Source organism: Sinomonas sp. B1-1, from assembly GCF_050474465.1.
GTDB lineage: Bacteria > Actinomycetota > Actinomycetes > Actinomycetales > Micrococcaceae > Sinomonas > Sinomonas flava.
Genome location: NZ_JBCHVF010000001.1, coordinates 691,361 through 715,728, shown reverse-complemented (window position 1 = coordinate 715,728; position 24,368 = coordinate 691,361). Strand labels below are relative to the sequence as shown.

Below are 24,368 nucleotides of genomic sequence, written 5' to 3'. Positions count from 1 at the left end.
CTGTGCAGGGTGTGCAGAATCCGCGCCCGCCTCGCGGGGTCATTGGACATAATGCGCAGTGCATGCAGGGGGGTGCATCAATCTGTAGCATCGTGGCATCGGCGCGGTGGGATGCCGACCAGGGAGGCAGAGATGAAGGTGGACGAGCTCGACGCGAAGATCGTGCGGCTGTTCAGCGACGAGCAGAGGATGAGCGTCCTGGAGGCCTCCCGCATCCTCCGCGTGGCGCGCGCAACGGTCCAGGCACGGCTCGACCGGATGGTCTCGAGCGGCGTCATCTCCCGCTGGGTGCCCCAGCCCGATCCCCGGGCCTTCGGCTTCCCGGTCGTTGCGTTCTGCTCCCTCACCATCAGCCAGGACCTGGGACACGAGGCGGTGGCGGAGGCGCTCTCCCGGATCCCAGAGGTCCTCGAGGTGCACACCGTCTCGGGCGACAGCGACCTCATGGCCCGGGTGGCGGCGAAGTCGAACTCGGACCTCCAGCGCGTGCTGGACGCCGTCACTGCGACCAAGGCCGTGCTGCGGTCCTCCTCGGTCATCGTGCTCAACACCCATTTCGAGGACCGCACGCTTCCCCTCCTCGAGGCAGCTGCGCGTTCCTGACGTCCTGCGGCCTCGCGCCCCGCTGCCTTGGCGCAACGTCACCTTTTGCCCACGGTCCCGGATGCGCGTATCATGACTTAGAGTCAGATTGACTTTAACTGCCGGTGAACGAGCTGCCGATGCGAAGGGAGGCACGGGGATGAGCCAGATCTTCTTCGGAGCGCCTCCGCGGCCCAGCGTCCCCGCCGGCGCGAACGTCTCGGAGCGCGCCCAGCTGCCGCCGTCGCTCGCCATCTCGACCGTGATCTTCGCCCTCAAGCCCGATCGGCTGGCCAACGGCGCCCCGACGCTCTGGCTGCCCCTGGTGAGGCGCATCAAGGAGCCCTTCCGCGGCCAGTGGGCGCTGCCCGGCGGACCCCTCACCGCCGAGGAGTCCCTCGAGGACGCCGCGCGGCGCAACCTCCTCGAGACCACCGGCCTCGCGCCCGCCTACCTCGAACAGCTCTACGCCTTCGGCGGCCTCAACCGCTCGAGCAGGCCCGAGCGCGGGAGCCAGCGCGTCGTGTCGATCGTGTACTGGGCCCTCGTGCGCGCCACGGAGGCGCAGCTCTCCGTCGGGGGCGAGGGCGGCGACGAAAACGTCGCGTGGCACCGCGCGGACACGGCCGGTGCCGGGGAGGGAGGCCTTGCCTTCGACCACCGCGAGATCGTCGACTACGCGCTCTGGCGGGTGCGCACCAAGATCGAGTATGCCCAGATCGCCTACCACTTCCTGGGCCCGACCTTCACCCTGGCCCAGCTCCGCGAGGTCTACGAGGCGGTCCTCGGCCGGTCCCTCGACCCGGCCAACTTCCGCCGCCAGCTCAAGTCGGCGCCCCAGATCGAGGCCACCGACGAGTTCCTCGAAGGCGGCCGGCACCGGCCGCCCCGGCTCTACCGGTACACCGGGCCGCTCGACGCGACCCCCGGCGGCCCCGGCCCCGGCAGCACCCAGTCCTAGCCACCATCCGACCCCTCCGCCCCCAACCCCAGCCCGTCCCAGGAGCACGCCATGACATCTGTCGCCACCGCCATCAGCCTCATCACGCGCGCCGAAGCCGCAGCGTCGTCCGAGGCTCGCGTGCTCGGCGGCGCGGGCGCGAGCACGTGCGGCGCGGACCTCGCGAAGGGCCCCTGGGAGTTCGACGCCGCCGAGGCCCTCCGCGGCCTGCCCGCCTACGGCCCCGGCGCCTCCGTCGCTGACGCCGCTCCGCGGTCGACGCCCCGCCAGGGCCAGCTGCCGCAGGAGTACCGGGAGGCCTCCGAGGACGAGCTGCGGGCCCGGATCACCGCCGCGAAGGAGGCCCTGGGCGAGCGCGTCGTCGTGCTCGGCCACTTCTACCAGCGGGACGAAGTGGTGGAGCACGCCGACTTCGTGGGCGACTCCTTCCAGCTCGCCAACGCCGCGCTCACCAGGCCGGACGCCGAGGCGATCGTCTTCTGCGGCGTGCACTTCATGGCCGAGACCGCCGACATCCTCTCCCGGGAAGACCAGGCCGTCATCCTGCCCAACCTCGCCGCAGGCTGCTCGATGGCGGACATGGCGGACATCGACTCTGTCGAGCAGGCATGGGCCCAGCTCGAAGAGGTGCTCGGCACCGAGCCGGACGCCGAGGGCCGGGTCCCGGTCATCCCCGTGACCTACATGAACTCCTCGGCCGCGCTCAAGGGCTTCTGCGGCGAGCACGGCGGGATCGTGTGCACCTCCTCTAACGCGGCCACGGTCCTGGAGTGGGCCTTCGAGCGCGCCCAGCGCGTCCTCTTCTTCCCGGACCAGCACCTCGGCCGCAACACCGCCAAGGCCATGGGCGTGCCGCTGGAGCAGATGCCGATGTGGAGCCCGCGCAAGCCCCTCGGCGGCAACGACGCCGCGACGCTTCTGAACTCGCGCGTGATCCTGTGGCACGGCTTCTGCTCGGTGCACAAGCGCTTCACGGTGGCCCAGATCGAGCAGGCCCGCGCGGAGCACCCGGGCGTCCGCGTGATCGTCCACCCGGAATGCCCCATGGAGGTCGTCGACGCCGCCGACGAGCACGGCTCCACCGACTACATCCGCAAGGCCATCGCCGGCGCGACTGAGCCGACGGTGTTCGCGATCGGCACGGAGGTCAACCTCGTCAACCGCCTGGCGGCCGAGTACCCGCAGCACACCGTCTTCTGCCTCGACCCCGTGATCTGCCCGTGCTCGACCATGTACCGGATCCACCCCGGGTACCTCGCCTGGGTGCTCGAGGGCCTGGTCGAGGGCGAGGTCCGCAACCGCATCGAGGTCCCGGCCGACGTCGCGGCCACCGCGCGGGTCGCCCTCGAGCGCATGCTGGCGGCGCGCCCATGACCACCCGTCCAGCGCCGGCCCGGCGCCGGCGGCTCGTCGTCGTCGGCAGCGGGGTCGCGGGGCTCATGGGCGCGATCCGGGCCGCCGATCCCGCCCGGGGCGAGGGGGCCGACGTCGTGCTCCTCACCAAGGCGCGGCTCGCCGACTCCAACAGCATGCTCGCCCAGGGAGGCTTCGCCGCCGTCCTGCCCGAGGGCCAGTGCGTGCCCGGTGACTCGGTGGCGAGCCATGCCGCGGACACCGTCGCGGCGGGCGCGGGCCACGGGAACCGTCGCGCCATTGAGGCGATGTGCGCCGCGGCCGCCGGCGCCGTGGAGGGACTCGTCTCCCGTGGCGTCGGTTTCGACCGCGACGTCGACGGGCGGCTCGCGCTCGGGCTCGAGGCCGCCCACTCCTTCCCGCGGATCCTGCACGCAGGCGGGGACGCGAGCGGCGCCGGGATCAGTCTCGCGCTCATCGCCGCGCTCCGCCGGCTCGAGGCCGAGGGCCGCGTGCAGGTCCTCGAAGGGGCGGCCGTCACCGAGATCCTCCTCGAGGCCGGGGAGGCCGTCGGCGTCGCGTACACGCTGGCCGGCGGGGCGGCCGCACCCCACGCGTCGGGCCGCATCTCCGCCGACGCCGTCCTGCTCGCCACCGGGGGAGCGGGCCAGCTCTACGCGCAGACCACGAACCCCGCCGTCGCGACGGGCGACGGCGTGGCCCTCGCCTACCGCGCCGGCGCCGTCCTGCGCGACCTCGAGTTCTACCAGTTCCACCCCACCGCGCTCCAGACGAGGGACGCCGACGGCCGCCTGCGCTCGCAGCTCGTGTCCGAGGCGGTCAGGGGCGAGGGCGCGGTGATCCGGGACGCTGCCGGCCGCCGCTTCGTGGGCGACTACCACCCTCTCGGCGAGCTCGCCCCGCGGGACGCCGTGTCCCGGGCGCTCGCCCTGCACGCCCGCGCCGGCGGAGGCCAGACGTTCCTCGACGCCACGGGGCTCGAGGAACGGCACGGACGGGGGTTCCTCGCGCGGCGCTTCCCCGGCCTGGACGCCATGACCCGCGCGGCCGGCTTCGACTGGCGGCGTGAGCCGCTCCCCATCGGCCCCGCGGCCCACTACTGGATGGGCGGCGTCGCGACGGACCTCGACGGCGCCACGAGCGTCCCGGGCCTCTACGCGGCGGGTGAGACGGCGTGCACCGGGGTCCACGGTGCCAACAGGCTCGCCTCCAACTCGCTGCTCGAAGGCGCGGTGTTCGCGGCCCGTGCGGTGGAGCACGCCCTCTCACGCGTCGGGGGAGCGTGGCAGGGTCCATCCCCGGCCGGAGAGCATGCGGTGCTCTCCCCTGAGGCCGAGGACCCCGGCACGCCCCGAGACCTCCTGGCCGGTGCTGCCGGGCGTGCACGCCTCGCCGCCGCCATGGAGGCCGACGCCGGCGTGCTGAGGGACCGCGAAGGCCTGGACCGGCTCCGGGCGGCCCTCGGCTCGTGGGCCTCCGACGAGCCGGAGACGGCCAACCTCCTGACCCTCGGACGCCTCCTGGCAGCGGCCGCTGCCGCGCGCGGGGAATCCCTCGGCTCCCACTTCCGCCTCGACGCCCCCCCGCGGCGCGCCGACGGCCTCGGCGCGGCGGCGAGCATCGACGTCGTGCGCGCGCCCGCAATCGCAGGAAGGACCTCGTGAGAATGACAGCCACAGCCACCGCCACATCCACCTCGCCCGCCGGGGACGCCGGCAACACGCCGGCGCCGATCCCGCTCGCGCCCGCCGCGCTGCGCCGCGTCCTCGAGGCCGCCTACGCCGAGGACGCACCCAGCGGCGACCTGACCTCGCTCCTGCTCATCCCGTCCGCCGCGCGGGCCACGGCCGAGCTCCGCGCACGCGTCCCGGGCGTCTTCTCGGGCGGACCGGTGGTCGAGGCCGGCTTCGCGCTGCACGATCCCGCCGCGGAGGTGCAGGTGCTCGTCGCCGAGGGGCAGGCGTTCGACGCGGGCGCCGTCCTGGGCCGGGTGACCGGCCGCGCCCAGTCGATCCTCACCGCGGAGCGGGTCGTGCTCAACCTGGTCCAGCGCATGAGCGCGATCGCGACCCAGACGGCGCAGCACGTGGCGCTCACCCGCGGCACCAAGGCCAAGATCGTGGACACGCGCAAGACCACCCCCGGGCTGCGCGAGCTCGAGCGGTACGCCGTGCGCTGCGGCGGCGGACGCAACCACCGCTTCAGCCTCTCCGACGCCGTCATGGCCAAGGACAACCACCTCGCCGTCCTCACCGGGGGAGACCCGTCCCGGCTGACCGGCGTGCTCCGGGGCGCACGGGACCGCCTCGGCCACACCACGCACTTCGAGGTCGAGGTGGACCGACTCGAGCAGATCGAGCCGGTCCTCGCCGCCGGGGTCGACACGATCATGCTCGACAACTTCTCCCTGGCCGACCTCCGGACCGGAGTGGAGATGGTGGCGGGGCGCGCCACCGTCGAGGCGAGCGGCGGCGTGACCCTGGACACCGTCGCCGACATCGCGGCCACCGGAGTCGACGTCATCTCGGTCGGGGCGCTCACCCACTCCGTGGTCAACCTCGACCTTGGCCTCGACCTCGTCATCGGCGGCCCCACGGGGCAGGAGGCCCCGTGATCTACCTCGACGCCGCCGCGACGGTCCCCGTGCGCCGCGAGGTGCTCGAGGCCATGTGGCCGTACCTGACCGGCGACTTCGGCAACCCCTCGAGCCACCACGAGGTCGGGGACCGGGCCCGGGACGGCCTCGAGGGAGCGCGCGCGGACGTCGCCGGCGTCCTCGGCTGCCGCCCGTCCGAGGTCACGTTCACCTCCGGGGGCACCGAGGCGGACAACCTCGCCGTGAAGGGCATCGCCCTCGCCCGTCGTGCCGCCGACCCCAGGCGCACGCGTGTGGCGGTCAGCGCCGTCGAGCATCCCGCGGTCCTCGAGTCGGCGCGGAGCCTGGCCCGCCTGCACGGCTTCGCTGTCGACCTCGTGCCCGTCGACGCGCAGGGACGCGTCACGCCCGAGGCGCTCGCCGCCGTCGTGGGTCCCGAGACCGCCGTCGCGTCGGTGATGTACGCCAACAACGAGGTGGGCACCGTCCAGCCGGTCGGCGAGCTGGCCGCCGTCGCCCGGGCCGCGCGGGTCCCGCTCCACACCGACGCCGTCCAGGCAGCCGGCTGGCTCCCGCTCGGCGTCCGCTCCCTCGGCGTCGACGCGCTCTCGGTCTCCGGCCACAAGCTCGGCGCTCCCAAGGGCGTGGGGGCGCTGTTCGTTGCAGGGCGCATCGCGGTCGAGCCCCTCGTCCACGGCGGCGGCCAGGAGCGCGGGCTGCGCTCGGGCACCGAGAACGTCGCGGGCGCCGTCGCGCTCGCCACCGCCCTGCGCCTCGCCGAGGCAGAGCGCACGACGGCGGCGGCGCGCCTGTCGCTGCTGCGCGACGGGTTCATCTCCCGGGTGCTCGAGCTTGTGCCCGATGCCACCCTGACCGGACACCCGACCGAGCGACTCCCCGGGAGTGCGTCGTTCTGCTTCCCGCGGGTGAGCGGGGAGTCGGTGCTGCTCGAGCTCGAGCGGCGGGGAGTCGTGTGCTCGTCGGGCTCGGCGTGCGCCGCGGGCTCCAGCGAGCCCTCCCACGTCCTGACCGCGATGGGAATCGCCTCCGACGTCGCGCAGACGGCTGTGCGCTTCACCCTGCCAGGATCGGCCACCGCCGAGGACCTCGGCCGCGCCGCGGCTGCCCTCGCCGACGCCTGCGCGGCGGTCGCCGGGATCGCGCACCGCTAGCGCTCCGCGCGTAGCTGAGGGTCCGGGGCGCCCCTCAGGCGTCCCGCGCCCGGCGGAAGATCCACAGCCGCAGGAGCGCGAACCGCACGGCGGTCGCGGCCCAGCCCGCGACCGTCGTCGTCCACAGCTCCGCCACGACCCCTGCGGACGGGTCCATCCAGTGCAGGACCGCGAGGCTTCCGGAGGTGAGGGCGAGCGCGACCGCCATCGCCACGAGCCCGTTGAGGTGGTCCTTGGCGAGGCGCTCGGCGCCGCGGACCTTGAAGGTGAACCGGCGGTTCAGCCCGGTGTTCATGATCGAGGTCAGGATGAGCGCCACCGCGTTCGCGGCCTGCGCGCCCAACCAGGGCCGGCACAGGGCGAACAGGGCCAGCGAGCTGAGCGTGCACACGATGCCGACGCCGGTGAAGCGCGCCAGCTGCCGGGCCAGCGGGACGCGCCAGAGCCGCAGGGCAGGGCTGGCCGCCGTGGGGCTGGCCGCTGCAGGGCTGCCCGCTGCAAGGCTGCCCGCCAGGGGCCCCGACGGGCGACGGCCCCGGCGGGAGGGCGCGATCGCCGATCCTGCCGGGGCCGTCGTCTCAGTCGGCTGGAGGTCCATGGAGCCAGACTCTCATGCTTCGCTGTGCCGCCGCTGTGCCGGGAGTGTGCCCAGGCACAGCGGGGCCCGCCCCTACGGGCGGGGTGCTGGCCGGTTGGCCACGATCGGGGCGGCGCCGGTGTACCCCTCGCGGGCCTCGGCGATCTCGTGGATCCGCTGCCGGAGCGCGTACCAGCCGATCACCATCAGCACGCAGGCGACGGCGGTGGCCAGGAGCGTCCAGGGGGAGTCGATGAGGACCATGACCAGGACCGCGGCGAGGAACACGAGGGTGACGTAGCCGGTCCACGGGGCGCCGGGCATCCGGAAGGCAGGGCGTTGGGTCCAGCCCTTCTGGGCCCACCGGGCCAGCTGGATCTGGCACAGCACGATCGTGGCCCAGGTGGAGAGGATGCCCACGGAGGCGACGTTCAGGACGATCTCGAAGGCGTCTGCCGGGACGAGGTAGTTCAGCGGCACGCCCAGGAGCGACACCGCGGCAGTGATCGCAATGCCGCCGTACGGCACGCCGGCCTTGTTCATCCGCAGCGCGAACTTCGGCGCGGAGCCGGCCGCGGCCATGGAGCGCAGGATGCGGCCGGTGGAGTACAGGCCCGCGTTGAGGGAGGACAGGGCGGCGGTGAGGACCACGAGGTTCATGATGACGTCCACGCCCTGGACCCCGATCGAGCCGAAGAAGGTCACGAACGGGCTCACGCCCTTCTCGAAGGAGGTGTAGGGGAGCAGCAGGGAGAGCAGGACGACCGAGCCGACGTAGAACACCGCGATGCGGAAGACGACCGAGTTGATGGCCTTGGGCATGATCTTCTCGGGGTTCTCCGTCTCGCCGGCGGCGGTGCCGACCAGCTCCACCGAGGCGTAGGCGAACACGACGCCCTGCATGAGCAGGATCATCGGGGCGATGCCCATGGGGAAGATGCCGCCGTGGTCGGAGATGAGCGAGAAGCCGGTGGGTGCGCCGGTGGGGGTGCCGAACAGGACGAAGTAGATGCCCAGGGCGAGGAAGGACACCAGCGCGGCGACCTTGATCAGGGCGAACCAGAATTCCATCTCGCCGAAGACCTTGACCGAGACGAGGTTCAGGGCGAGGACGAGCACGAGGGCGATGAGCGCCCAGAGCCACTGCGGGACCGCGGCAATCCACGGGACGTAGCGGCCGAAGAAGTGCATGTAGAGCGCGGCAGCCGTGGTGTCCACGATCGTGGTCATGGCCCAGTTGATCCAGTAGAACCAGCCGGAGACGTAGGCGGCCTTCTCGCCGAAGAACTCGCGGGCGTAGGAGACGAAGGATCCCGAGGAGGGGCGGTGGAGCACGAGCTCGCCAAGCGCGCGCAGGATGAGGAAGACGAACGCGCCGCAGATCGCGTAGGCGAGCACGAGCGAGGGGCCGGCCGCGGCGAGGCGGCCGCCGGCGCCGAGGAACAGGCCGGTGCCGATCGCGCCGCCGATGGCGATCATCTGGATCTGGCGCGCCTTGAGGCCCTTGTGGTAGCCGGCATCCTCGGCGTGGAGGACATGGTCGGCCGCGTGCGCGTGGCCGTGGTCCTCGAGGTGGTCCGGGATCTCCAGGCCGCCTTTGGCCCGGGTGGGGTCGACGGATGACATCCGCGTCCTTTCGGTTGTGTGGACAGGGTGCAGACAGGGGGAGGGGGTTCTGCTGAGGGGTATGGTTGGGGCGGCCCCGCGAAGCCGGGGGCCGCCGTTGCCGAGCTACGCGGTGAGGTTCGCGAGCCGCTCGGGCTGCAGGAGCTCCTCCAGCCGCTCGGCGGTGAGGAGGCCGCGCTCGAGGACGAGTTCGGCGACGCCGCGTCCGCTCGCGAGGGCCTCCTGCGCGATCTGGGTCGCCGCCGCGTAGCCCACGTGGGGGTTCAGGGCGGTGACGAGGCCGATGGACTGCTCGACGCCCTCGCGCAGGCGTTCCGCGTTGGCCGTGATGCCCCGCACGCAGCGATCCGTCAGGGTGCCGCACGCCGCCGCGAGATGCGTGATGCTCTTGTGGAGGCTGTGCACGATCACGGGTTCGAACGCGTTGAGCTGGAGCTGGCCGCCCTCGGCTGCAAGGGTGATCGTGACGTCGTTGCCGATGACCTCGAACGCCACCTGGTTGACCACTTCGGGGATGACCGGGTTGATCTTGCCCGGCATGATCGAGGACCCGGACTGGACGGCCGGGAGGGTGATCTCGGCGAGCCCGGCCCGCGGGCCCGAGGAGAGGAGACGGAGGTCGTTGCAGATCTTCGACAGCTTGACCGCGACGCGCTTCAGCACCCCGGAGAGGTGCACGAACGCGCCCATGTCCTGGGTGGCCTCGATCAGGTCCGGGGAGGTCACGAGCGGGAGCCCGGTGACCTCGGCGAGGTGGCGGCACGCCGCCTCGGCGTAGCCCGCGGGGGCGTTGAGGCCGGTGCCGATCGCCGTGGCGCCCAGGTTGATCTCGTGGATGAGGGCCGAGGCGTCGCGCAGGCGCTCGCGGTCCTCGCCGATCGTCACGGCGTAGGTGCCGAACTCCTGGCCCAGGGTCATGGGGACGGCGTCCTGCAGCTGGGTGCGCCCCATCTTGACGACCGTCCGGAACTCGGCCGCCTTCTCGGCGAAGGCCGACTCGAGCCGGTGCAGCGCGGCCAGAAGCTCCTCGATCCCGGCCACCGTCGCGACGCGCACCGCCGTGGGGTAGACGTCGTTGGTGGACTGGCTCAGGTTCACGTGGTCGTTCGGGTGCAGCGCGGCGTAGTCGCCCTTCTCGCGGCCCAGCAGCTCGAGGGCGCGGTTCGCGATCACCTCGTTGGCGTTCATGTTCGACGACGTGCCGGCACCGCCCTGGATGACGTCGACGACGAACTGCTCCCCGAGCCGCCCGTCCAGGATCTCCCGGCAGGCCGCTTCGATCGCGTCGCCGCGCTCCGAGTCGAGGAGGCCGAGCTCGCGGTTGGCGCGGGCGGCGGCGAGCTTGACGGCCGCGAGGCCGCGCACGAGGTGGCCGTTGCGGGAGAGGGGCTGGCCGGTGATGGGGAAGTTCTCCACGGCGCGGAGGGTGTGCACGCCCCAGTATGCGTCCGCGGGGACGTCTCGGTCGCCGAGGAGGTCGTGCTCGGACCGCACTCCCGCGGAGGGGGCAAGGGTGGTCGAGGTCATGGGTGCCTTTCGGGTTCTGGTGTGGGAGGGGTCAGAGTGCCGACGCCGGGAAGGCCGCCTCGAGCGCGACGAGCTCGCCGACGCGACGCCCCCCTCCGAGGACCGGCTGGGCTGCCAGGGCCGCGAGCGCGCCCCCGGACGCCGCCCCGGGGACACCCAGCGCCGTGAGGGCGCGGACGGTGATGGGCATGCGGGCCCGGTCGCCGCCGTCGGAGACCTTGACCGCCACCGCCCGCCCGTCCGGCAGGCCGACGAGCTGGACGCCCTCGAAGCCGTCCTTCGCGACCGCACCGGGCAGGGCGCGCATGAGGGCGGTGACGTCGCGGCCCTCGCCGGCCACCATCTCGGGGTGGCGGGTCATGGCGCGGGCGACGGCGGCCTCGGCACCTGGGTGCGCGTCGTCGCCGTCGTGCGCGGGGGCCGCGGCACCCGCTGCGGCGAGGCGGCCGTACGCGCGGGCCATCCCCGCGAGGGTGAGGGCGGGCAGCGGCGTGCCGCAGCCGTCGGTGGTCCACGCGGATGGCGTCTCGCCGGTGAGCTCGGCGATGGTCTCCGCGACGAGGAGCTGGAGGGGGTGCTGGGGGTCGAGGTAGGTGTCGGCGTCCCAGCCGTTGAGCGTGCACACGGCCGCCATGGCGGCGTGCTTGCCCGAGCAGTTCTGGCAGATCCGGTCGGCCCTGCCGCCGCTGCGGAGCCAGTCCTCGCGCTCGGCGGCTCCGTAGGGGAGGTCACGCGTGTTGCGCAGCGCCTCGGCGGTGAGCCCGTGCTGCCGCAGGATCTCGAGGGCGCCGCCGCGGTGGGCCGCCGAGCCGCTGTGGCTCGCGGCGGCGAGCGCCAGGAGGGCGTCCCTGACGCGGAGCCCCGCATGGACGAGTGCGACGGCCTGGAGCGGCTTGAGTGCGGACCGGGGGAAGAACGGGACCGTGGACGCCCCGGCCGCGAAGACGAGCGACCCGTCCGCCTCCGTCGCCGCGACACTCCCGTAGTGGACCCCCTCGACGACGCCGCCGCGCACCTGGGCGGCGAGCGGGACGTGCGCCGGGAGCGCCGGCAGGACCGTGGCCCCGGCGGAGGCAGTGGGGTTCTCCTCGTCGGTCTCGGCGGCGGGCGTGGTCAGGGCAGGGCTGCGCATGGAGGGATGGTCTCTTCCGGTGTCGTGGGGGGCGGATGCAGGGCCGGGTCGGCTCAGCGGCCGATGAGCGTCCCTAGGGCGCGGTCGACTGCGGCAAGGTGTTCGGCCATTGCCGCGCTCGCGAGCTCCGCGGACCCCGCCTCGATGGCGGAGACGATCGCGCGGTGCTCGACGTCGGAGGCCCGCTGGCGGTCGTGGGCCACGAGGTTGAGGGTCTCGGACTGGTGGGCGAGCGCCTCGCGGAGTTCCGCGACGACGCTCTCGAAGACCTTGTTGCCGCTGGCCCGGGCAATCAGCCCGTGGAACGAGGCGTCGAGGGCCACCCACGCCGCGGGGTCGTCCTCGACGGACATCTCCTCGATGATGCCCTTGAGGGCGGAGACATCCTCCGGGGTGTGGCGCCGGGCGGCCAGCGCCGCCGCGGGGACCTCGATGTGCGGGCGGGCCTCGGTCAGGTCACGCGCCGAGTATCGCCCCAGGACGAGGTCGCCGGACGCGCGGGACGAGACGACGAACGTCCCCCGGCCGGTGTGGGTCTGCGTGAGCCCGAGCGCGGCACAGGAGCGCAGCGCCTCGCGCACCACCGAGCGGCTCACCCCGTAGCGGGCCGCGAGGGCCGCCTCGGAGGGCAGCTTGCTCCCGACCGGGACGCCGCCGGCCTCGATCTCGCCGCGGAGGTCGGCCAGGACCGCCTCGGCCGCGCTGAGCCGGGCGAGCGGCCGGCGGGCGGCCCCGGGCTGGTCCAGCTGTCGAGGTGTCGGGCTGTCGGACAGGTTCACGTCCAGAACTATGGCAGGCGTCACAGAGGGCTGTCAAGCGGGGGCGCGCGACGAGGCCGGGGCGCGAGACGGCGGCGGCACGGGAAAGGCAGGGCGGGCGCGCGGGGAGGCCCGCCGCCGCCTATCCCCGGGTCAGGTGCGGGTACAGCTCGCCCACCGGGACCTCCGCGGGCAGACGGTTCTCGGGGCCGGGCAGGGGGCACGCCCAGGCCTCGTTGTAGGCGCAGCTCGGGTTGTACGCGAAGTTGAAGTCCAGCACGTACAGCGGCAGGTGGGGCTCCGGCGTCGGGTGGGTGCCGCCGTCGTGCGTGGGGTCCACGGCGTCCCGGGCCCCGAGGAACGCGCCCTTGATCGTGTCGACGAGGTAGCGGCCCGCGCCGTAGGAGCCGCCTGCGAGGCCGGCCGTCGCATCCCGGAACGGCACGAAGACCCCGCCGCCGTAGCCGGCGTGCCGCCAGGCCGCGAGGCTGCCGAGGCCGGGCAGGTCGAACGTGCCGATCCGCACGAAGGGCACGATGCCGTCCGTGCCGGTCCGGACCGGCCGCTCCTGCCCGCGCCCGAGGGGCAGGAGCGGGACCTCGAACCGGAACGCGGGGTCGTACGGGGCTACGCGGAGCCCGGCGAACGACGCCCACTCGTGCGGCAGGAGCGGGGACGCGGGGTGCGTGCCCATCAGCCGGCCCCTGCCGCTGCGCCACAGCGCGTGGCCGTCGCGGGGCGTCGCCGCGGCGCGCACGCGCTCGTAGAGGGAGAACATTCTCAGGCGCCAGTCGGCCACGGTGTGCGGCGGGAGGTCGAGGGCCGCCTCGGACTCGTCCCACTCCACTTCGTCGGCGGCGCCGTCGTCCGCGTGTTCGCGCATGGCGCCACAGTACCCCGGACCGCCTTCGCTAGGGTGATCCCATGGCACGCCTCGCCCCGGCACTCCTTCTGGCTTCAGTGCTCCTTGTCACCGCGTGCGGCGGCGGCTCGACCGCGCCCGTGTGGACCGGCGCCACCTCGGCGTCGGACGGGTCCTCGGCGTCGGGCACGACGGCGTCCGCCTCCACAGGCGCGGCGAGCACCGCCAGCGGCTCGGCGTCCGCCTCCGGCTCCGGTGAGGCCACGCCGTCGCCCGCTGCCACGAGCGCGGAGTGGAAGACGTACACCGACCCGGGCAAGACGGTCAGCTTCGACCTGCCGGCCCAGTGGATCGTGCAGACCGCCGCGCCGGCCGAGGGAGCCTCCGCTGGCTCGCTCAACATCGAGGTCAAGACGGCCGACGGCGCGTTCGTCGCCGCGCTCAAGACGGGCCTTCCGCTGCCCTCGCCCGCTGCCTGTGACTCCGCGAATGCCCGGTCCTACACCGTCCTCAACAGCGTCCCGGTCGACCTTCCCTTCACCGACGGGCCCGGCGTGATCACGCCGCGCTTCGTGTTCCGCGTCATCCAGGGGTACAAGTTCTTCGGGTCGCTCGGCCTGACCGGCGTGGCCACCGCGGCGCAGGACGGGAAGGCGTGCCAGCTCGTGAACATCGTGCCGGGACCGCCGGGTGTCGGCGGGTACTCCTTCGCGGACGTCACCGAGGTGACCGCGCCCGCGCCCAGCGCCAGAGTTGCGCCGCTGGCATCTTTCGATAGCCTTGCTCAAGCGTCGGACTACGTGCACACGTCTGCGAAGTTCGCCGACGCCCAGCGCATGATCATGTCGCTGAAGTTCACCCCGAAGAACTAGTCTTCCTGGAGCCCCATGCAGCGAACCGTCGGCGCCCGTCTCTCGTTCACCACAGCGGCGCGGACCAAGCTCGCCATGGCCATCGCGGTCGCCCGCAACCCGGGCTACGACTCCCTCGACGAGGACCTTGTCGTGACCTCCGGCGGCCAGCGGCTCGCTCCGCGCGAACTGCTGGACGGGCACGGCGGCCGCTTCCACGTCCTGGAGCTCGACGAGCCCGCGGAGGTCGAGGTCGAGTACCGTGCGGTCGTGGTCGGCAGCGGCGAGCCCGAGCCCGCCGATGAGATCGAGCTGATCCGGTACGTGCGGCCCAGCCGCTACGCCGAGAGCGACCGCCTCCTGCCGACCTCGTACGCGCAGTTCGGCTCCCTCGGCGGGGCCGAGCTCGTCCAGGCCGTGCGCGAGTGGGTCCACGGCCAGCTGGCCTACGTGAGCGGGTCCTCGCGAGGGACCGACGGGGCCGTCGAAACGCTCCTGCACCGGCGTGGGGTGTGCCGCGACTTCGCGCATCTCGCTGTCGCGCTGCTGCGCGCGAAGGACGTTCCCGCCCGGATTGCCGCCGTCTACGCCCCGGGGCTGAAGCCGATGGACTTCCACGCCGTGGCGGAAGCCTACGTCGACGGTGCGTGGCACGTCATCGACCCCACCGGGCTCGCTCCGCGCGGGTCGATGCTGCGCATCACGGCCGGCCGGGACTCCTCGGACACGGCGTTCCTCTCGACCGTCGGGGGGCGCCTCACCCTCAAGCGCCTCACCGTCACCGCCGAGGCCGACGCCCTCCCCGACGAGGACCCCCACCGCCTCCAGCGCCTCGCCTGACGCGCCCCCGCCGCCCTTGCCGTTTCGGGTACGGCTCTTTCGCCTTCTGGGCGTTTCGGGTACGGCTCTTTCGCCTTCTGGGCGTTTCGGGTACGGGTGTTTCGCCTTGTGGGCGTTTCGGGTACGCCAGATCCCGGCTGGCCGCGTTTCGGGTACGCACGACGGCGGGTGCGAACCCGGCGGTGGCGGCGCGCGGCGTCGTGCGCGGGAGGCGGGAGGGGAGGCGCCTCAGCGCACATGAGACGCCCTTCGGACCTCCGCGAGGCGCCCTGCTGCAGGTGAGATGCCTTCTTCTGGCGGTCTCACCCGCAACAAGCCGTCTCAGACGAGCCCTCGCAGCCGCCACCCGTGAGTCGCCGGCGTGGTCAGGACGGCGCCGGGCGGGATCTGGCGTACCCGAAACGGGAGGAGGCGCGATCTGGCGTACCCGAAACGGGAGGAGGCGGGGGCGGGGAGGCCGGGGTCAGAGCGGGTGGTTCTCCACGACGCGGGAGCGGAGCCGCGTGGACAGGTCCTGGAGCTCGGAGAGCTCGCCGGGAGTGAGCGCATCGCCGAAGATCCGCGCGATCTCCCGCACGTGCGCCCGGCCGATCTCGCGCTGGACCCTCTCGCCCTCCGCTGTGAGCCGCACGACGACGCCGCGCCCGTCGCCGGGCGCCGCCTCCCGGGCGACGAGTCCCTGCTTCACCAGCCGTTCCACGAGCCGCGAGAGGCTCGACTGCGCGAGCAGCACATGGTCGTTGAGCTCGTTGAGCCGCAGCCCGCCCGCAGGGCACTTGCTGAGGGTGAAGAGGACGTCGTACTCCTTGATGTCAAGGCTCCCGAACGCGGGATCGCGCGCGAGGCGCCGCATGATGGCGACCTGGGCACGGAACAGCGCCTCCCAGGCCTCGGCCGCCTCGCGCACCGTCGGGGTCCGGCCGCCCGGGTCGGGCGCTGCGGTCACGAAGGCGAGCCCGGCGCTGCTGCGGTCGCCCCCTGCGGCGCGGCGCCGTCGTCGGACGCGGCGTCCCGCGCGAGCCTGGCGGCGACCCGTGCGGCGTGCGTGGGGGCTTCGGGGACGTCGGCGGGACGGCCCTGTGCGAAGCCGGCCTTCAGCTCCGGCAGCACCTCCCCGAGGAGGTCGAGCTGCTCCAGGACGGTCTTGAGCGGGAGCCCGGCGTGGTCGATGAGGAAGAGCTGGCGCTGGTAGTCCCCGAAGTAGTCGCGGAAGGCCAGCGTCTTCTCGAGGAACTCCGCCGGGCTCCCGACGGTCAGCGGGGTCTGGGCCGTGAAGTCCTCCATGGAGGGGCCGTGCCCGTACACGGGGGCGTTGTCGAAGTAGGGCCGGAACTCGCGCTTGGCGTCCTGGGAGTTCTTTCGCATGAAGAACTGTCCGCCCAGGCCGACGATCGCCTGGTGGGCCTTGCCGTGGCCATAGTGCTCGTAGCGCTCACGGTAGAGGTTGATGAGCCGGATGTAGTGCTCCTTCGGCCAGAAGATGTTGTTCGCGAAGAAGCCGTCGCCGTAGTACGCGGCGAGCTCGGCGATCTGCGGCGTCCTGATCGAGCCGTGCCACACGAAGGGCGCGACCTCGTCGAGCGGGCGGGGAGTCACGGTGAAGTTGTGCAGCGGCGTGCGGAACTTGCCGCTCCACGTGACGGTCTCCTCGTCCCACAGCCGGCGCAGGAGGGCGTAGTTCTCGATGGTGAGCTCGAGCGCGTCCTGCGGGTTCTTGCCGAACCACGGGTACACCGGCGCCGTGTTGCCGCGGCCCAGCACGAGGTCCGTGCGGCCCCCCACGAGGTGCTGGAGCATGCCGAAGTCCTCGGCGATCTTGACCGGGTCGTTGGTCGTGATCAGGGTCGTGGTCGTGGAGAGGATGAGGTTCTCGGTCTGCGCGCCGATGTACGCGAGGAGCGTCGTGGGCGAGCTCGGGTAGAACGGCGGGTTGTGGTGCTCGCCCGTGGCGAAGACGTCGAGGCCCACCTCCTCGGCGTGCTTGGCGATCTTCACGATGGCCTGGATGCGCTCGCCTTCGGTGGGCATGTGGCCTGTCGTGGGGTCGAGCGTGACGTCGCCGACGCTGAAGATTCCGAACTGCATGGGGGAGACCTTTCCTCGGGTGCCAGCCAGTCTAGCAAGATATATGCGTTTGCATCTATCTGAACCTGTCCCGGGCCCCGTTCATTCCCGGGGCCGACGACGGCGCGCCGCCGGCCCCGCGGTCAGCGTCAGCCCTCGGCGGCCCGCCTCCCGGACACCTTGGGGACCTGGCCCGTGGTCCAGTCGCCCCCCGGGGCAGCGGGGGTCGGCGCCGCGGCGTCGGGCGCGGCAGGGGCCCGCCTGAGGTCGCGGAGCAGGCGACGGCGCTCGAGCCGTCCCTCGACCAGCCGGTACAGCACGGGGACGAGCACCAGCGTCAGCGCCGTGGAGGACACGAGGCCGCCGATCACGACGACGGCGAGCGGCTGGGCGATGAACCCTCCGCCCCCGGTGAGCCCGAGCGCCATCGGGGTCAGCGCGAAGACCGTCGCGAGGGCCGTCATGAGGATGGGGCGCAGCCGCTGGCGCGCGCCCCGCTCGATCGCCTCGGCGAGGTCCAGCGCGGGCCTGCCCGGCCCGGACCTGCGGTACTGGTTGATCAGGTCTATGAGCACGATGGCGTTCGTCACCACGATGCCGACCAGCATGAGCATGCCGATGAGGCCTGGAAGGCCCAGGGGGATCCGGGCCAGGAGCAGCGCCGCGATCGCCCCGGTGGCGGCGAACGGGATCGAGACGAGGAGGATGAGCGGCTGGACGAGGCTCTTGAACGCGGCCACCATGATCACGTACACGATCGCGATCGCGGCGAGCAGCGCGAGCCCGAGCTGCCGGAACGACTCGGCCTGCTGGGCGCTCGCCCCGCCGACGCTCGCCGTCGCGCCGCGCTCGAGGCTCAGGCCCGAGATCCGGCGCTGCACCTCGGCGCTGACGGTGCCCAGGTTCGTGTCCTTCGGCGAGACCGAGACGGTCGCGGTGCGCTGGCCGGACGTGCTCGTGACGGTCACCGGCACATCCGTCTGCTCGACCGTGGCGATGGCCCCGAGCGTCAGGCCGCCCGGCGCCCCGGGGATCGGCAGGTTCCTCACCGCGTCGACGCTCGCGAACGGCGTCCCCCGGCCGATGCGCACCGGGTAGTCAGTGGTGCCGAAGCGGATGGTGCCGGCGGGCACGGGGCTTGCGGTGGCCGCGAGGGCGCCGGCGACCTGCTGCTCGGTGAGGTTGGCCGCGGCCGCCTTGGCCCTGTCCACCCTCACCTGGACGACCGGCTGACCGGCGGCGAGGTTGCTCGTCACGTCGGTGGCGCCGGGCACGTCAGCGAGGGCCTTGAGCACCTCATCGTTGGCCGCGGAGAGCGATTCGGCGTCGGGGGCCTTGACGGTCACGTCCACGGTCGACGACGTCCCGAACCCGCCCTGCTGGCTCCCCACCGTCACCTTGCCGACGCCGTCGAGGCGCCCGACGACGTCGCGCACCTGGTTCTGGAGGGCCTCCTGGTTGCGGGACTCGTCGGTGATGACCGTGAAGGTGGCGCTCGAGGCGCCCGCCGAGAGGAAGGCGCCGAAGCCGGTGGTCGAGTTGCCGACCGTGGACTGGACCGTCTGGATGCCGTCGGTGCCGCGCAGGAGGCCCTCGACGCGCTCTGCCGCCGCCCCAGTGGCCTCGAGGCTCGTCCCGGGCGGCATGGTCTGGCGCACGGTGAAGGAGTTCTCCCCGGTGCCGGAGAGGAGGTTGGTCTGCAGGAGCGGCGTCATGGCGAAGGTGCCGACGAGCACGAGCACGCCCGCGACGAGCGTGATCACGGGGTGCCGTTGGGTCGTGCGCAGGATCGGGAGGTAGCCGCGCTGCAGGACCGAGGACTTCTCCTTCTCCTGGGCCTCGGCCCGCGCCTCGGCGGCACTCGTGCCCGCCGCGGGACGGTAGCCGAGGAACCAGTAGGCGAGCACGGGGACGATCGTGAGCGAGACCGCGAGCGAGGCGAGCAGCGCGATCGTGATGGTGAGCGCGAACGGCCGGAACAGCTCGCCGGCGAGGCTGCCCACGAAGGCGATCGGGAGGAACACGGCCACGGTCGTCAGAGTCGAGGCCGTGACGGCCCCGGCGACCTCGCGCACCCCGGCGAGGATCGCCGTCGTCTTCTCCTCTCCGTACCCGAGGTGCCGCTTGATGTTCTCGATGACCACGATGGAGTCGTCCACGACGCGACCGATCGCGATCGTGAGCGCGCCGAGGGTGAGGAGGTTCAGCGAGTACTTGGTCGCGTAGAGCCCGATGAACGTGATGAGCAGCGACAGCGGGATCGAGACCGCCGTGACGAGCGTCGAACGGACCGAGAGCAGGAAGACCAGGATCACGAGCACCGCGAAGCCGAGCCCGAGCAGGCCCTCCGTGGTGAGGTCCTTGATGGACTTCTCGATGAACGGCGCCTGGTCGAAGACGGTGGTGAGGTGCGCCTCCGAGCCGAGCTCCGCCTCGAGCTGGGGGATCAGGTCGCGCACTGCGTGGGAGATGGCCACGGCGTCGCCCTCGGGCTTCTTCGTCACGGAGATCGCGAGGGTGGGCCTGCCGTTGGTCCTCGTGATCGAGGTCGCGGGGTCATCCTCGAGGGCCACGGCGGCGACGTCGCGGATCACCGTCGGGGTCTTGGCCCCCGTGAGCGGGAGGCCGGCGACGGCGTCCGGGGAGTCGAGCGGGCTGCCCGCCTGGAGGGAGAGGGTCTTGCCGTCGCCCTGGACCGTGCCGATCGGTGTGAGCGCGCCGTTGTTCTGCAGCGCCGTCCGGATGGCGCCCGCGTCGACGCCCCGGGCAGCCAGGGCGGCAGGGTTCGGGGTGATCTGGAGGTGGCGGGTCGCGCCGCCCGTGACGTCGGCCCCGCGGACGCCCGCGATCTTCTGGATCTTCGGCACCGCCACTTCGGCGAGCTGGCTGTTGAGCTCGCTCAGGGACTTCTCGGATGAGGCCGCCAGGAACACGATGGGGAAGTCTGAGATGCCTCCCGCCACCGGCTGCGGGTCGACGTCGGAGGGCAGCTGCCGCTTCACGGTCGAGATCGCGCGGTCCACCTGGTTGCGTGCCCGGTCGAGGTTCGTGCCGTAGGCGAAGGACAGCCGGATGGTCGACACTCCGGTGCGGGAGGTCGAGGCGGAGCTCTCGAGTCCCTCGACCGCCTGGAGGGCCCGTTCGAGCGGCTGGCCCACCTGCCTGTCGACCACTTCCGGGGAGGCGCCCGGCATCGAGGACACCACCGTGAGCTGGGGGAACTCGATCGACGGGATGAGCTCCTGCTTGAGGCTGCCGGCCGTGATGACGCCGAAGACGGAGGCGAAGACCGTGATCAGGGCGATGAGGGCCCTGTTCGCCATGGAGAGCGTAGCGAGGCGGAACATGGGGGCCTCTTCGTGTCGGGTGGGCGGAACGAATGGGTGCTCAACGGCCCGCGCCCCGAAGGGGGACGCGGGCCGTCGGCCGAGGCTACTTGGCGGGCGCCGCGAGCTGCAGCGCGGCAGCGGTGCTGGCCGCGACCTCCGCTGCGAGCTCGGGGTGCTCGTCGAGCTTGACGCCGTAGCCGGGCATCATCTCGCGCATCTTGGGCTCCCAGCCCTTGAAGCTCTTCGGGAAGCAGCGCTGCATGAGCTCGAGCATGATCGGCACGGCGGTCGAGGCGCCCGGGGAGGCGCCGAGCAGGGCGCCGATGGAGCCGTCCCGCGCGGTGATCACCTCGGTGCCGAACTGGAGCACGCCGCCCTTGGCGGAGTCCTTCTTGATGATCTGGACGCGCTGGCCTGCCGTGATCAGCTCCCAGCCCTCGGACGACGCCTCCGGGAAGTACTCCCGCAGCGCGCCGATCTTGGACTCGCGGCTCTTGGCGACTTCCTTGACCAGGTAGGCCGTGAGGTCCATGTTGTCCTTGGCCACCGCGAGCATCGGGATGATGTTGCTGGGCCGGATGGACAGCGGCAGGTCCCAGAGCGAGCCGTTCTTCAGGAAGTTCGTCGAGAACCCGGCGTACGGGCCGAACAGCAGCGAGCGCTGGCCGTTGACGTAGCGCGTGTCGAGGTGCGGGACGGACATGGGCGGCGCGCCGACGGACGCCTGCCCGTAGACCTTGGCGTTGTGCTGGAGTGCGACGCCCTCGTCGGTGCTGCGCAGGAACTGGCCCGAGACCGGGAAGCCGCCGTAGCCTTTGCTCTCCGGGATCCCTGAGGACTGCAGGAGGTGCAGGGCGCCCCCGCCGGCGCCCACGAACACGAACTTCGCGTGGATCCCGCCGCGCTCGCCCGAGGCGAGGTGCTTGGTCGCCACGCTCCACCCGCCGCGGGAACGCTCGAGGTTGGTGACGTCGGTGCCGTAGTTGACCTCGACTCCGCTGTTCTCGAGGAACGTCACGAGTTCGCGGCTGAGCCGCCCGAAGTCGACGTCGGTGCCCTCCGGGACGCGGGTCGCAGCGACGCGGCCCTCGCCTCGGCCGTTCATGACCAGCGGGGCCCACTCGGCGATGGTCGCCGGGTCCTCGCTGTACTGCATGGACGAGAAGAGCGTGTGCTTGCTCAGGGCCTCGTAGCGGGTGCGCAGGAAGTCCGAGTGCGCATCTCCGATGACGAAGCTCATGTGGGGCACGGTGTGGATGAAGGACGACGGATCGCCGATGCTGCCGTCGTCTACCAGATGGGACCAGAACTGCCGCGACAGCTGGTAGCCCTCGTTGATGCTGAGCGCCTTCGCCGGGTTGACGGAGCCGTCCTTGGCCTGCGGCGTGTAGTTGAGCTCGCAGTAGGCCGCGTGGCCAGTGCCGGCGTTGTTCCAGGGACCCGAGCTCTCGAGCCCCACCTCGTCGAGGCGCTCGAAGAGCACAATGCTCCAGCTCGGTTCCAGCTTCTTGAGGAAAGCGCCGAGGGTGGCGCTCATGATGCCTCCGCCGATCAGAACGACGTCGGCAGATCGGGTGGTGGAAATGAAGGTCACGGATGTCTCCCTGCGCAAATGGACCAGAGGCAGAATATCCCTCGTCCGCGCTGTTCGCTAAATCCTTCGGTGTGCCTTAGTCAAGACCCGTCGGCCTACTTTTTCAGCCGCACGCGGTTGAACGTCTCCGCGAGGACGGGAGATGTCGGGTAGCTCTCGACGCGCGGCGACGTCGCCACTCCGGAGATCGGGTACGCGATCGGGACCGCGGGCGCCGTCCCCGCGAGCTGGGCGTTGATGCTCTGGTACGCGTCGGTGCGGTCCTTGCCCTCGGGGAGCTCCCGGGCGCGGTCGATCTTGCTGAAGAGCTGGGCGTCGAAATAGCCGAACTCGCCGGTCTTCGCCCCGAACAGTGCCGAGAGGAAGCCGTCCGGGTCGGCATAGCCGCCGTTGATCCCGAGCAGGTGGAGGGCGTGGTCGCCTGCGGTCGTGACCCGTTGGAGGTAGCCCTCGGACCACTGGATCGGGACGGGCTTGATGGCGAGCCCGACCGTCGTGAGCTGGGCGCTGATCTCGGCGTAGATCTTGGCCGGGGAGGGCATGTACGACCGGCTGGTGTCGAGGGGGTAGGCGAAGGCGAGCTCCTCGCCCTTGTAGCCGGCCTCCGCGAGGAGCCGCTTGGCCCGCTCCGGGTCGTAGCCGGGGAAGTTCGCAGAGCTGTTGAAGCCGGCGAGGCGCGGCGGGATGAACTGCCCGGCCGAGGAGGTGTCCTCGAGGAAGAACCGCCGGATCACCGCGTCCTTGTTGATCGCCATGGCGATGGCCTGGCGGACCTTCTCCTGCTGCAGCGGCCCGACCGCCTGGTTCATCCCGAGGTAGAAGACGGAGAACGGGTCGCGCCGTGCAATGGGGAAGCCCGCGCGCACGAGCGGCTCGACGGCGTCCACCGTGAGGGGGTCGAAGCCATCGATCCGGCCGGCCAGGAGGGCCTGGACGCGGCTCTGCGCAGTGTCGTAGACCGCGAGGGTCAGCTTGGCGATCTGTCCCCGCTCGCCCCAGTACTTCGGATAGCTCGCGAGTTCGACCCGGTCCGGCGCCTGCGCGGTGAACGAGAACGGCCCGGTGCCCACCGGGTGCTGGCCGTAGCGCGAGAGGCGGCCGAACGAGGCGGTCTGGTCGAGGGTGTCGGCTGTCCCGGCGGCGAGGGCCGCAGGCGAGGAGATCGCGAAGGCCGGGGTGGTCAGGGCCCGGAGGAGTGCCGTGAACGGACGGGTGAGGTCGATCCGGACCTGCGACGGGGACAGGACGGTGCAGGCCTTGAAGACCGAGAGGGACCCCTGGTCCGCGTGGGCCTTGAACACGTGGGTGAACCCCATGGTCGGGTTCGCCGCCCTGAACTCCGGGGTGAAGGCGAACCAGCGGTCGAAGTTGGCCTTGACGGCGGCTGCATCGAAGGCGGTCCCGTCGTGGAATGTCACCCCTTCCCGCAGGGTGAACGTGTACGACATGCGGTCGCTGCTCTCCTGCCACGACGTCGCGAGCGCGGGGGAGGGCTCCGAGGTCGTCGGATCCGCGGCGACGAGCCCTTCGAGGACCTGGCGTGCGATCCGCCACGACTCGAGATCGGAGGTCACCGCGGGATCGAGCGACGACGGCGGCGACGGCACCGCGAACGTGAACGTCGCCTGGGGCTCGGCTGCGGTCGGCGTCGCGCTCGGGGAGGGGTCGGGCGAGGGGCTGGGGGTGCAGCCCGCGAGGACCACGGCAGCTGCCGCGCCCGCGAGGACGCTCCTTCGTGAGATGCTCCCTGCCACTGTCCGCCTTTCCTGCGCCCGCCCCCGTTCTCGGCCCGGGTCCAGCCCTCGGGATGCCACGTGTGAGTGCGCGAGGAGGGACTTGAACCCTCACGTCCGAAGACACAGGAACCTAAATCCTGCGTGTCTGCCAATTCCACCACTCGCGCGGGGCCCCGCCGCGGCGGGGCACTGCGTCAGTCTACCGGGCTGATCTTCAGATCCCGGTGGAGCTTGGCGACGTGGCCCTTGGCGCGCACGTTGTACTGGGCCGCCTCGATCTGCCCGTCAGCACCGATCACGAACGTGCTGCGGATGAGGCCCTGGTAGACGCGCCCGTAGTTGCGCTTCTCGCCCCACGTGCCGTAGGCCTCTGCGACCCGGTGGTCGGTGTCCGCGAGGAGGGGGAAGCCGAGCCCGTACTTCGCCGCGAAGCGGCGGACGGCGTCGGCAGGGTCGGGCGAGACCCCGACGACGGCGAGGCCCGCCGCGGCGAGGCCTGCGAGGCTGTCGCGGAAGTCGCACGCCTGCTGCGTGCACGCCGGCGTGTCGACCTGGGGGAAGAAGTAGAGCACCGTGCGCCGGCCCGCGAAGTCCGCGAGCGACGTCGTGCCTCCCGCCGAGTCGGGGAGGGAGAAGGCGGGGGCGGGGTCGCCGGCTGCGAGGCGGATTTCGGGTGAGGAGCTGATCACCGGGACAGCCTACTCGGCGGCTGTCGGAGCACGCCCCAGGGGGGTGACGCGGCTCACCCGTTTTCGTCCGGTTTTCGATTTCGCTTTTCCCCGGGGCT

The 24,368-nt window shown here is 72.2% G+C and carries 20 protein-coding genes and 1 tRNA gene; 8 read left to right on the top strand and 13 right to left on the bottom strand.

Annotated elements, in window-relative coordinates:
• Positions 1-132 precede the first annotated feature (132 nt).
• From ACQ5BE_RS03355 to ACQ5BE_RS03330, 6 genes are all read left to right on the top strand, one after another.
• The gene (locus tag ACQ5BE_RS03355; protein ID WP_344298411.1) at positions 133-603 is read left to right on the top strand and encodes an Lrp/AsnC family transcriptional regulator; all 471 of its coding nucleotides are present in this window, start codon (positions 133-135) and stop codon (positions 601-603) included.
• A 139-nt stretch (positions 604-742) separates the two neighbouring features.
• On the top strand, positions 743-1,543 hold the full coding sequence (locus tag ACQ5BE_RS03350) for an NUDIX hydrolase (protein ID WP_430295468.1): 801 nt from the start codon (positions 743-745) through the stop codon (positions 1,541-1,543).
• Positions 1,544-1,594: 51 nt separating this feature from the next.
• Positions 1,595-2,917, top strand: a complete 1,323-nt coding sequence (gene nadA / locus ACQ5BE_RS03345) for a quinolinate synthase NadA (protein WP_430295467.1) — start codon at positions 1,595-1,597, stop codon at positions 2,915-2,917.
• Positions 2,914-4,581, top strand: coding sequence for an L-aspartate oxidase (gene nadB, locus ACQ5BE_RS03340; protein WP_430295466.1), 1,668 nt, complete (start codon positions 2,914-2,916; stop codon positions 4,579-4,581). Before nadA ends, nadB begins: the two co-directional genes overlap by 4 nt.
• A 2-nt stretch (positions 4,582-4,583) precedes the next feature.
• Positions 4,584-5,531, top strand: coding sequence for a carboxylating nicotinate-nucleotide diphosphorylase (gene nadC, locus ACQ5BE_RS03335; protein WP_430295465.1), 948 nt, complete (start codon positions 4,584-4,586; stop codon positions 5,529-5,531).
• Positions 5,528-6,685 (top strand): cysteine desulfurase family protein, encoded by a 1,158-nt coding sequence (locus ACQ5BE_RS03330; RefSeq protein ID WP_430295464.1) that lies wholly within the window; start codon positions 5,528-5,530, stop codon positions 6,683-6,685. The genes nadC and ACQ5BE_RS03330 overlap by 4 nt, the downstream gene beginning before the upstream one ends.
• Before the next feature lie 34 nt (positions 6,686-6,719).
• On the opposite strand, the gene ACQ5BE_RS03325 is transcribed toward ACQ5BE_RS03330, so the two are convergent.
• The 6 genes from ACQ5BE_RS03325 to ACQ5BE_RS03300 all read right to left on the bottom strand — a co-directional run bounded on the left by ACQ5BE_RS03325 (position 6,720) and on the right by ACQ5BE_RS03300 (position 13,188).
• The gene (locus tag ACQ5BE_RS03325) at positions 6,720-7,283 is read right to left on the bottom strand and encodes a GtrA family protein (protein WP_430295463.1); all 564 of its coding nucleotides are present in this window, start codon (positions 7,281-7,283) and stop codon (positions 6,720-6,722) included.
• A 72-nt stretch (positions 7,284-7,355) separates the two neighbouring features.
• A complete protein-coding gene (locus tag ACQ5BE_RS03320; protein ID WP_430295462.1) occupies positions 7,356-8,888 on the bottom strand; it encodes an amino acid permease in 1,533 nt (510 codons plus the stop codon).
• A gap of 105 nt (positions 8,889-8,993) precedes the next feature.
• Positions 8,994-10,415 (bottom strand): aspartate ammonia-lyase, encoded by a 1,422-nt coding sequence (gene aspA, locus ACQ5BE_RS03315; RefSeq protein WP_430295461.1) that lies wholly within the window; start codon positions 10,413-10,415, stop codon positions 8,994-8,996.
• Between the two features lie 31 nt (positions 10,416-10,446).
• The gene (locus ACQ5BE_RS03310; protein ID WP_430295460.1) at positions 10,447-11,547 is read right to left on the bottom strand and encodes an asparaginase; all 1,101 of its coding nucleotides are present in this window, start codon (positions 11,545-11,547) and stop codon (positions 10,447-10,449) included.
• 53 nt (positions 11,548-11,600) lie between these two features.
• A complete protein-coding gene (locus tag ACQ5BE_RS03305; RefSeq protein ID WP_430295459.1) occupies positions 11,601-12,326 on the bottom strand; it encodes a FadR/GntR family transcriptional regulator in 726 nt (241 codons plus the stop codon).
• 121 nt (positions 12,327-12,447) lie between these two features.
• Positions 12,448-13,188, bottom strand: a complete 741-nt coding sequence (locus ACQ5BE_RS03300) for a DUF1684 domain-containing protein (RefSeq protein ID WP_430295458.1) — start codon at positions 13,186-13,188, stop codon at positions 12,448-12,450.
• Positions 13,189-13,229: 41 nt separating this feature from the next.
• Between ACQ5BE_RS03300 and ACQ5BE_RS03295 the strand changes: the two genes are divergently transcribed.
• Both ACQ5BE_RS03295 and ACQ5BE_RS03290 read left to right on the top strand, forming a co-directional pair.
• Entirely contained in the window at positions 13,230-14,039 is an 810-nt protein-coding gene (locus ACQ5BE_RS03295) for a hypothetical protein (RefSeq protein WP_430295457.1), read from the top strand.
• 15 nt (positions 14,040-14,054) lie between these two features.
• Complete coding sequence (locus ACQ5BE_RS03290) at positions 14,055-14,858, top strand: transglutaminase-like domain-containing protein (RefSeq protein WP_430295456.1); 804 nt, start codon at positions 14,055-14,057, stop codon at positions 14,856-14,858.
• 463 nt (positions 14,859-15,321) lie between these two features.
• Here ACQ5BE_RS03290 and ACQ5BE_RS03285 read toward each other — a convergent pair whose 3' ends face one another.
• The 7 genes from ACQ5BE_RS03285 to bcp all read right to left on the bottom strand — a co-directional run bounded on the left by ACQ5BE_RS03285 (position 15,322) and on the right by bcp (position 24,270).
• On the bottom strand, positions 15,322-15,804 hold the full coding sequence (locus ACQ5BE_RS03285; protein ID WP_430295455.1) for a MarR family winged helix-turn-helix transcriptional regulator: 483 nt from the start codon (positions 15,802-15,804) through the stop codon (positions 15,322-15,324).
• On the bottom strand, positions 15,801-16,943 hold the full coding sequence (locus ACQ5BE_RS03280) for a CE1758 family FMN-dependent luciferase-like monooxygenase (protein WP_430295454.1): 1,143 nt from the start codon (positions 16,941-16,943) through the stop codon (positions 15,801-15,803). Before ACQ5BE_RS03280 ends, ACQ5BE_RS03285 begins: the two co-directional genes overlap by 4 nt.
• Positions 16,944-17,071: 128 nt before the next feature.
• Positions 17,072-20,269 carry an efflux RND transporter permease subunit gene (locus ACQ5BE_RS03275; protein WP_430295453.1) on the bottom strand — a complete coding sequence of 1,066 codons (3,198 nt, stop codon included), beginning with the start codon at positions 20,267-20,269 and terminating at the stop codon, positions 17,072-17,074.
• 85 nt (positions 20,270-20,354) lie between these two features.
• On the bottom strand, positions 20,355-21,845 hold the full coding sequence (locus tag ACQ5BE_RS03270; RefSeq protein ID WP_430295452.1) for a malate:quinone oxidoreductase: 1,491 nt from the start codon (positions 21,843-21,845) through the stop codon (positions 20,355-20,357).
• Positions 21,846-21,940: 95 nt separating this feature from the next.
• Complete coding sequence (locus tag ACQ5BE_RS03265) at positions 21,941-23,599, bottom strand: ABC transporter substrate-binding protein (RefSeq protein WP_430295451.1); 1,659 nt, start codon at positions 23,597-23,599, stop codon at positions 21,941-21,943.
• 67 nt (positions 23,600-23,666) lie between these two features.
• Positions 23,667-23,748: transfer RNA gene (locus ACQ5BE_RS03260), tRNA-Leu, on the bottom strand.
• A 27-nt stretch (positions 23,749-23,775) separates the two neighbouring features.
• Positions 23,776-24,270, bottom strand: a complete 495-nt coding sequence (gene bcp, locus ACQ5BE_RS03255) for a thioredoxin-dependent thiol peroxidase (protein WP_430295450.1) — start codon at positions 24,268-24,270, stop codon at positions 23,776-23,778.
• Positions 24,271-24,368: the final 98 nt, after the last annotated feature.

Excerpts from the sequence above, each read along its gene's own strand:
- ACQ5BE_RS03355 (WP_344298411.1), top strand. The coding sequence starts at position 133 with ATGAAGGTGGACGAGCTCGACGCGAAGATCGTGCGGCTGTTCAGCGAC.
- ACQ5BE_RS03350 (WP_430295468.1), top strand. The coding sequence starts at position 743 with ATGAGCCAGATCTTCTTCGGAGCGCCTCCGCGGCCCAGCGTCCCCGCC.
- nadA (WP_430295467.1), top strand. The coding sequence starts at position 1,595 with ATGACATCTGTCGCCACCGCCATCAGCCTCATCACGCGCGCCGAAGCC.
- nadB (WP_430295466.1), top strand. The coding sequence starts at position 2,914 with ATGACCACCCGTCCAGCGCCGGCCCGGCGCCGGCGGCTCGTCGTCGTC.
- nadC (WP_430295465.1), top strand. The coding sequence starts at position 4,584 with ATGACAGCCACAGCCACCGCCACATCCACCTCGCCCGCCGGGGACGCC.
- ACQ5BE_RS03325 (WP_430295463.1), bottom strand. The coding sequence starts at position 7,283 with ATGGACCTCCAGCCGACTGAGACGACGGCCCCGGCAGGATCGGCGATC.
- ACQ5BE_RS03320 (WP_430295462.1), bottom strand. The coding sequence starts at position 8,888 with ATGTCATCCGTCGACCCCACCCGGGCCAAAGGCGGCCTGGAGATCCCG.
- aspA (WP_430295461.1), bottom strand. The coding sequence starts at position 10,415 with ATGACCTCGACCACCCTTGCCCCCTCCGCGGGAGTGCGGTCCGAGCAC.
- ACQ5BE_RS03310 (WP_430295460.1), bottom strand. The coding sequence starts at position 11,547 with ATGCGCAGCCCTGCCCTGACCACGCCCGCCGCCGAGACCGACGAGGAG.
- ACQ5BE_RS03300 (WP_430295458.1), bottom strand. The coding sequence starts at position 13,188 with ATGCGCGAACACGCGGACGACGGCGCCGCCGACGAAGTGGAGTGGGAC.
- ACQ5BE_RS03295 (WP_430295457.1), top strand. The coding sequence starts at position 13,230 with ATGGCACGCCTCGCCCCGGCACTCCTTCTGGCTTCAGTGCTCCTTGTC.
- ACQ5BE_RS03290 (WP_430295456.1), top strand. The coding sequence starts at position 14,055 with ATGCAGCGAACCGTCGGCGCCCGTCTCTCGTTCACCACAGCGGCGCGG.
- ACQ5BE_RS03280 (WP_430295454.1), bottom strand. The coding sequence starts at position 16,943 with ATGCAGTTCGGAATCTTCAGCGTCGGCGACGTCACGCTCGACCCCACG.
- ACQ5BE_RS03275 (WP_430295453.1), bottom strand. The coding sequence starts at position 20,269 with ATGTTCCGCCTCGCTACGCTCTCCATGGCGAACAGGGCCCTCATCGCC.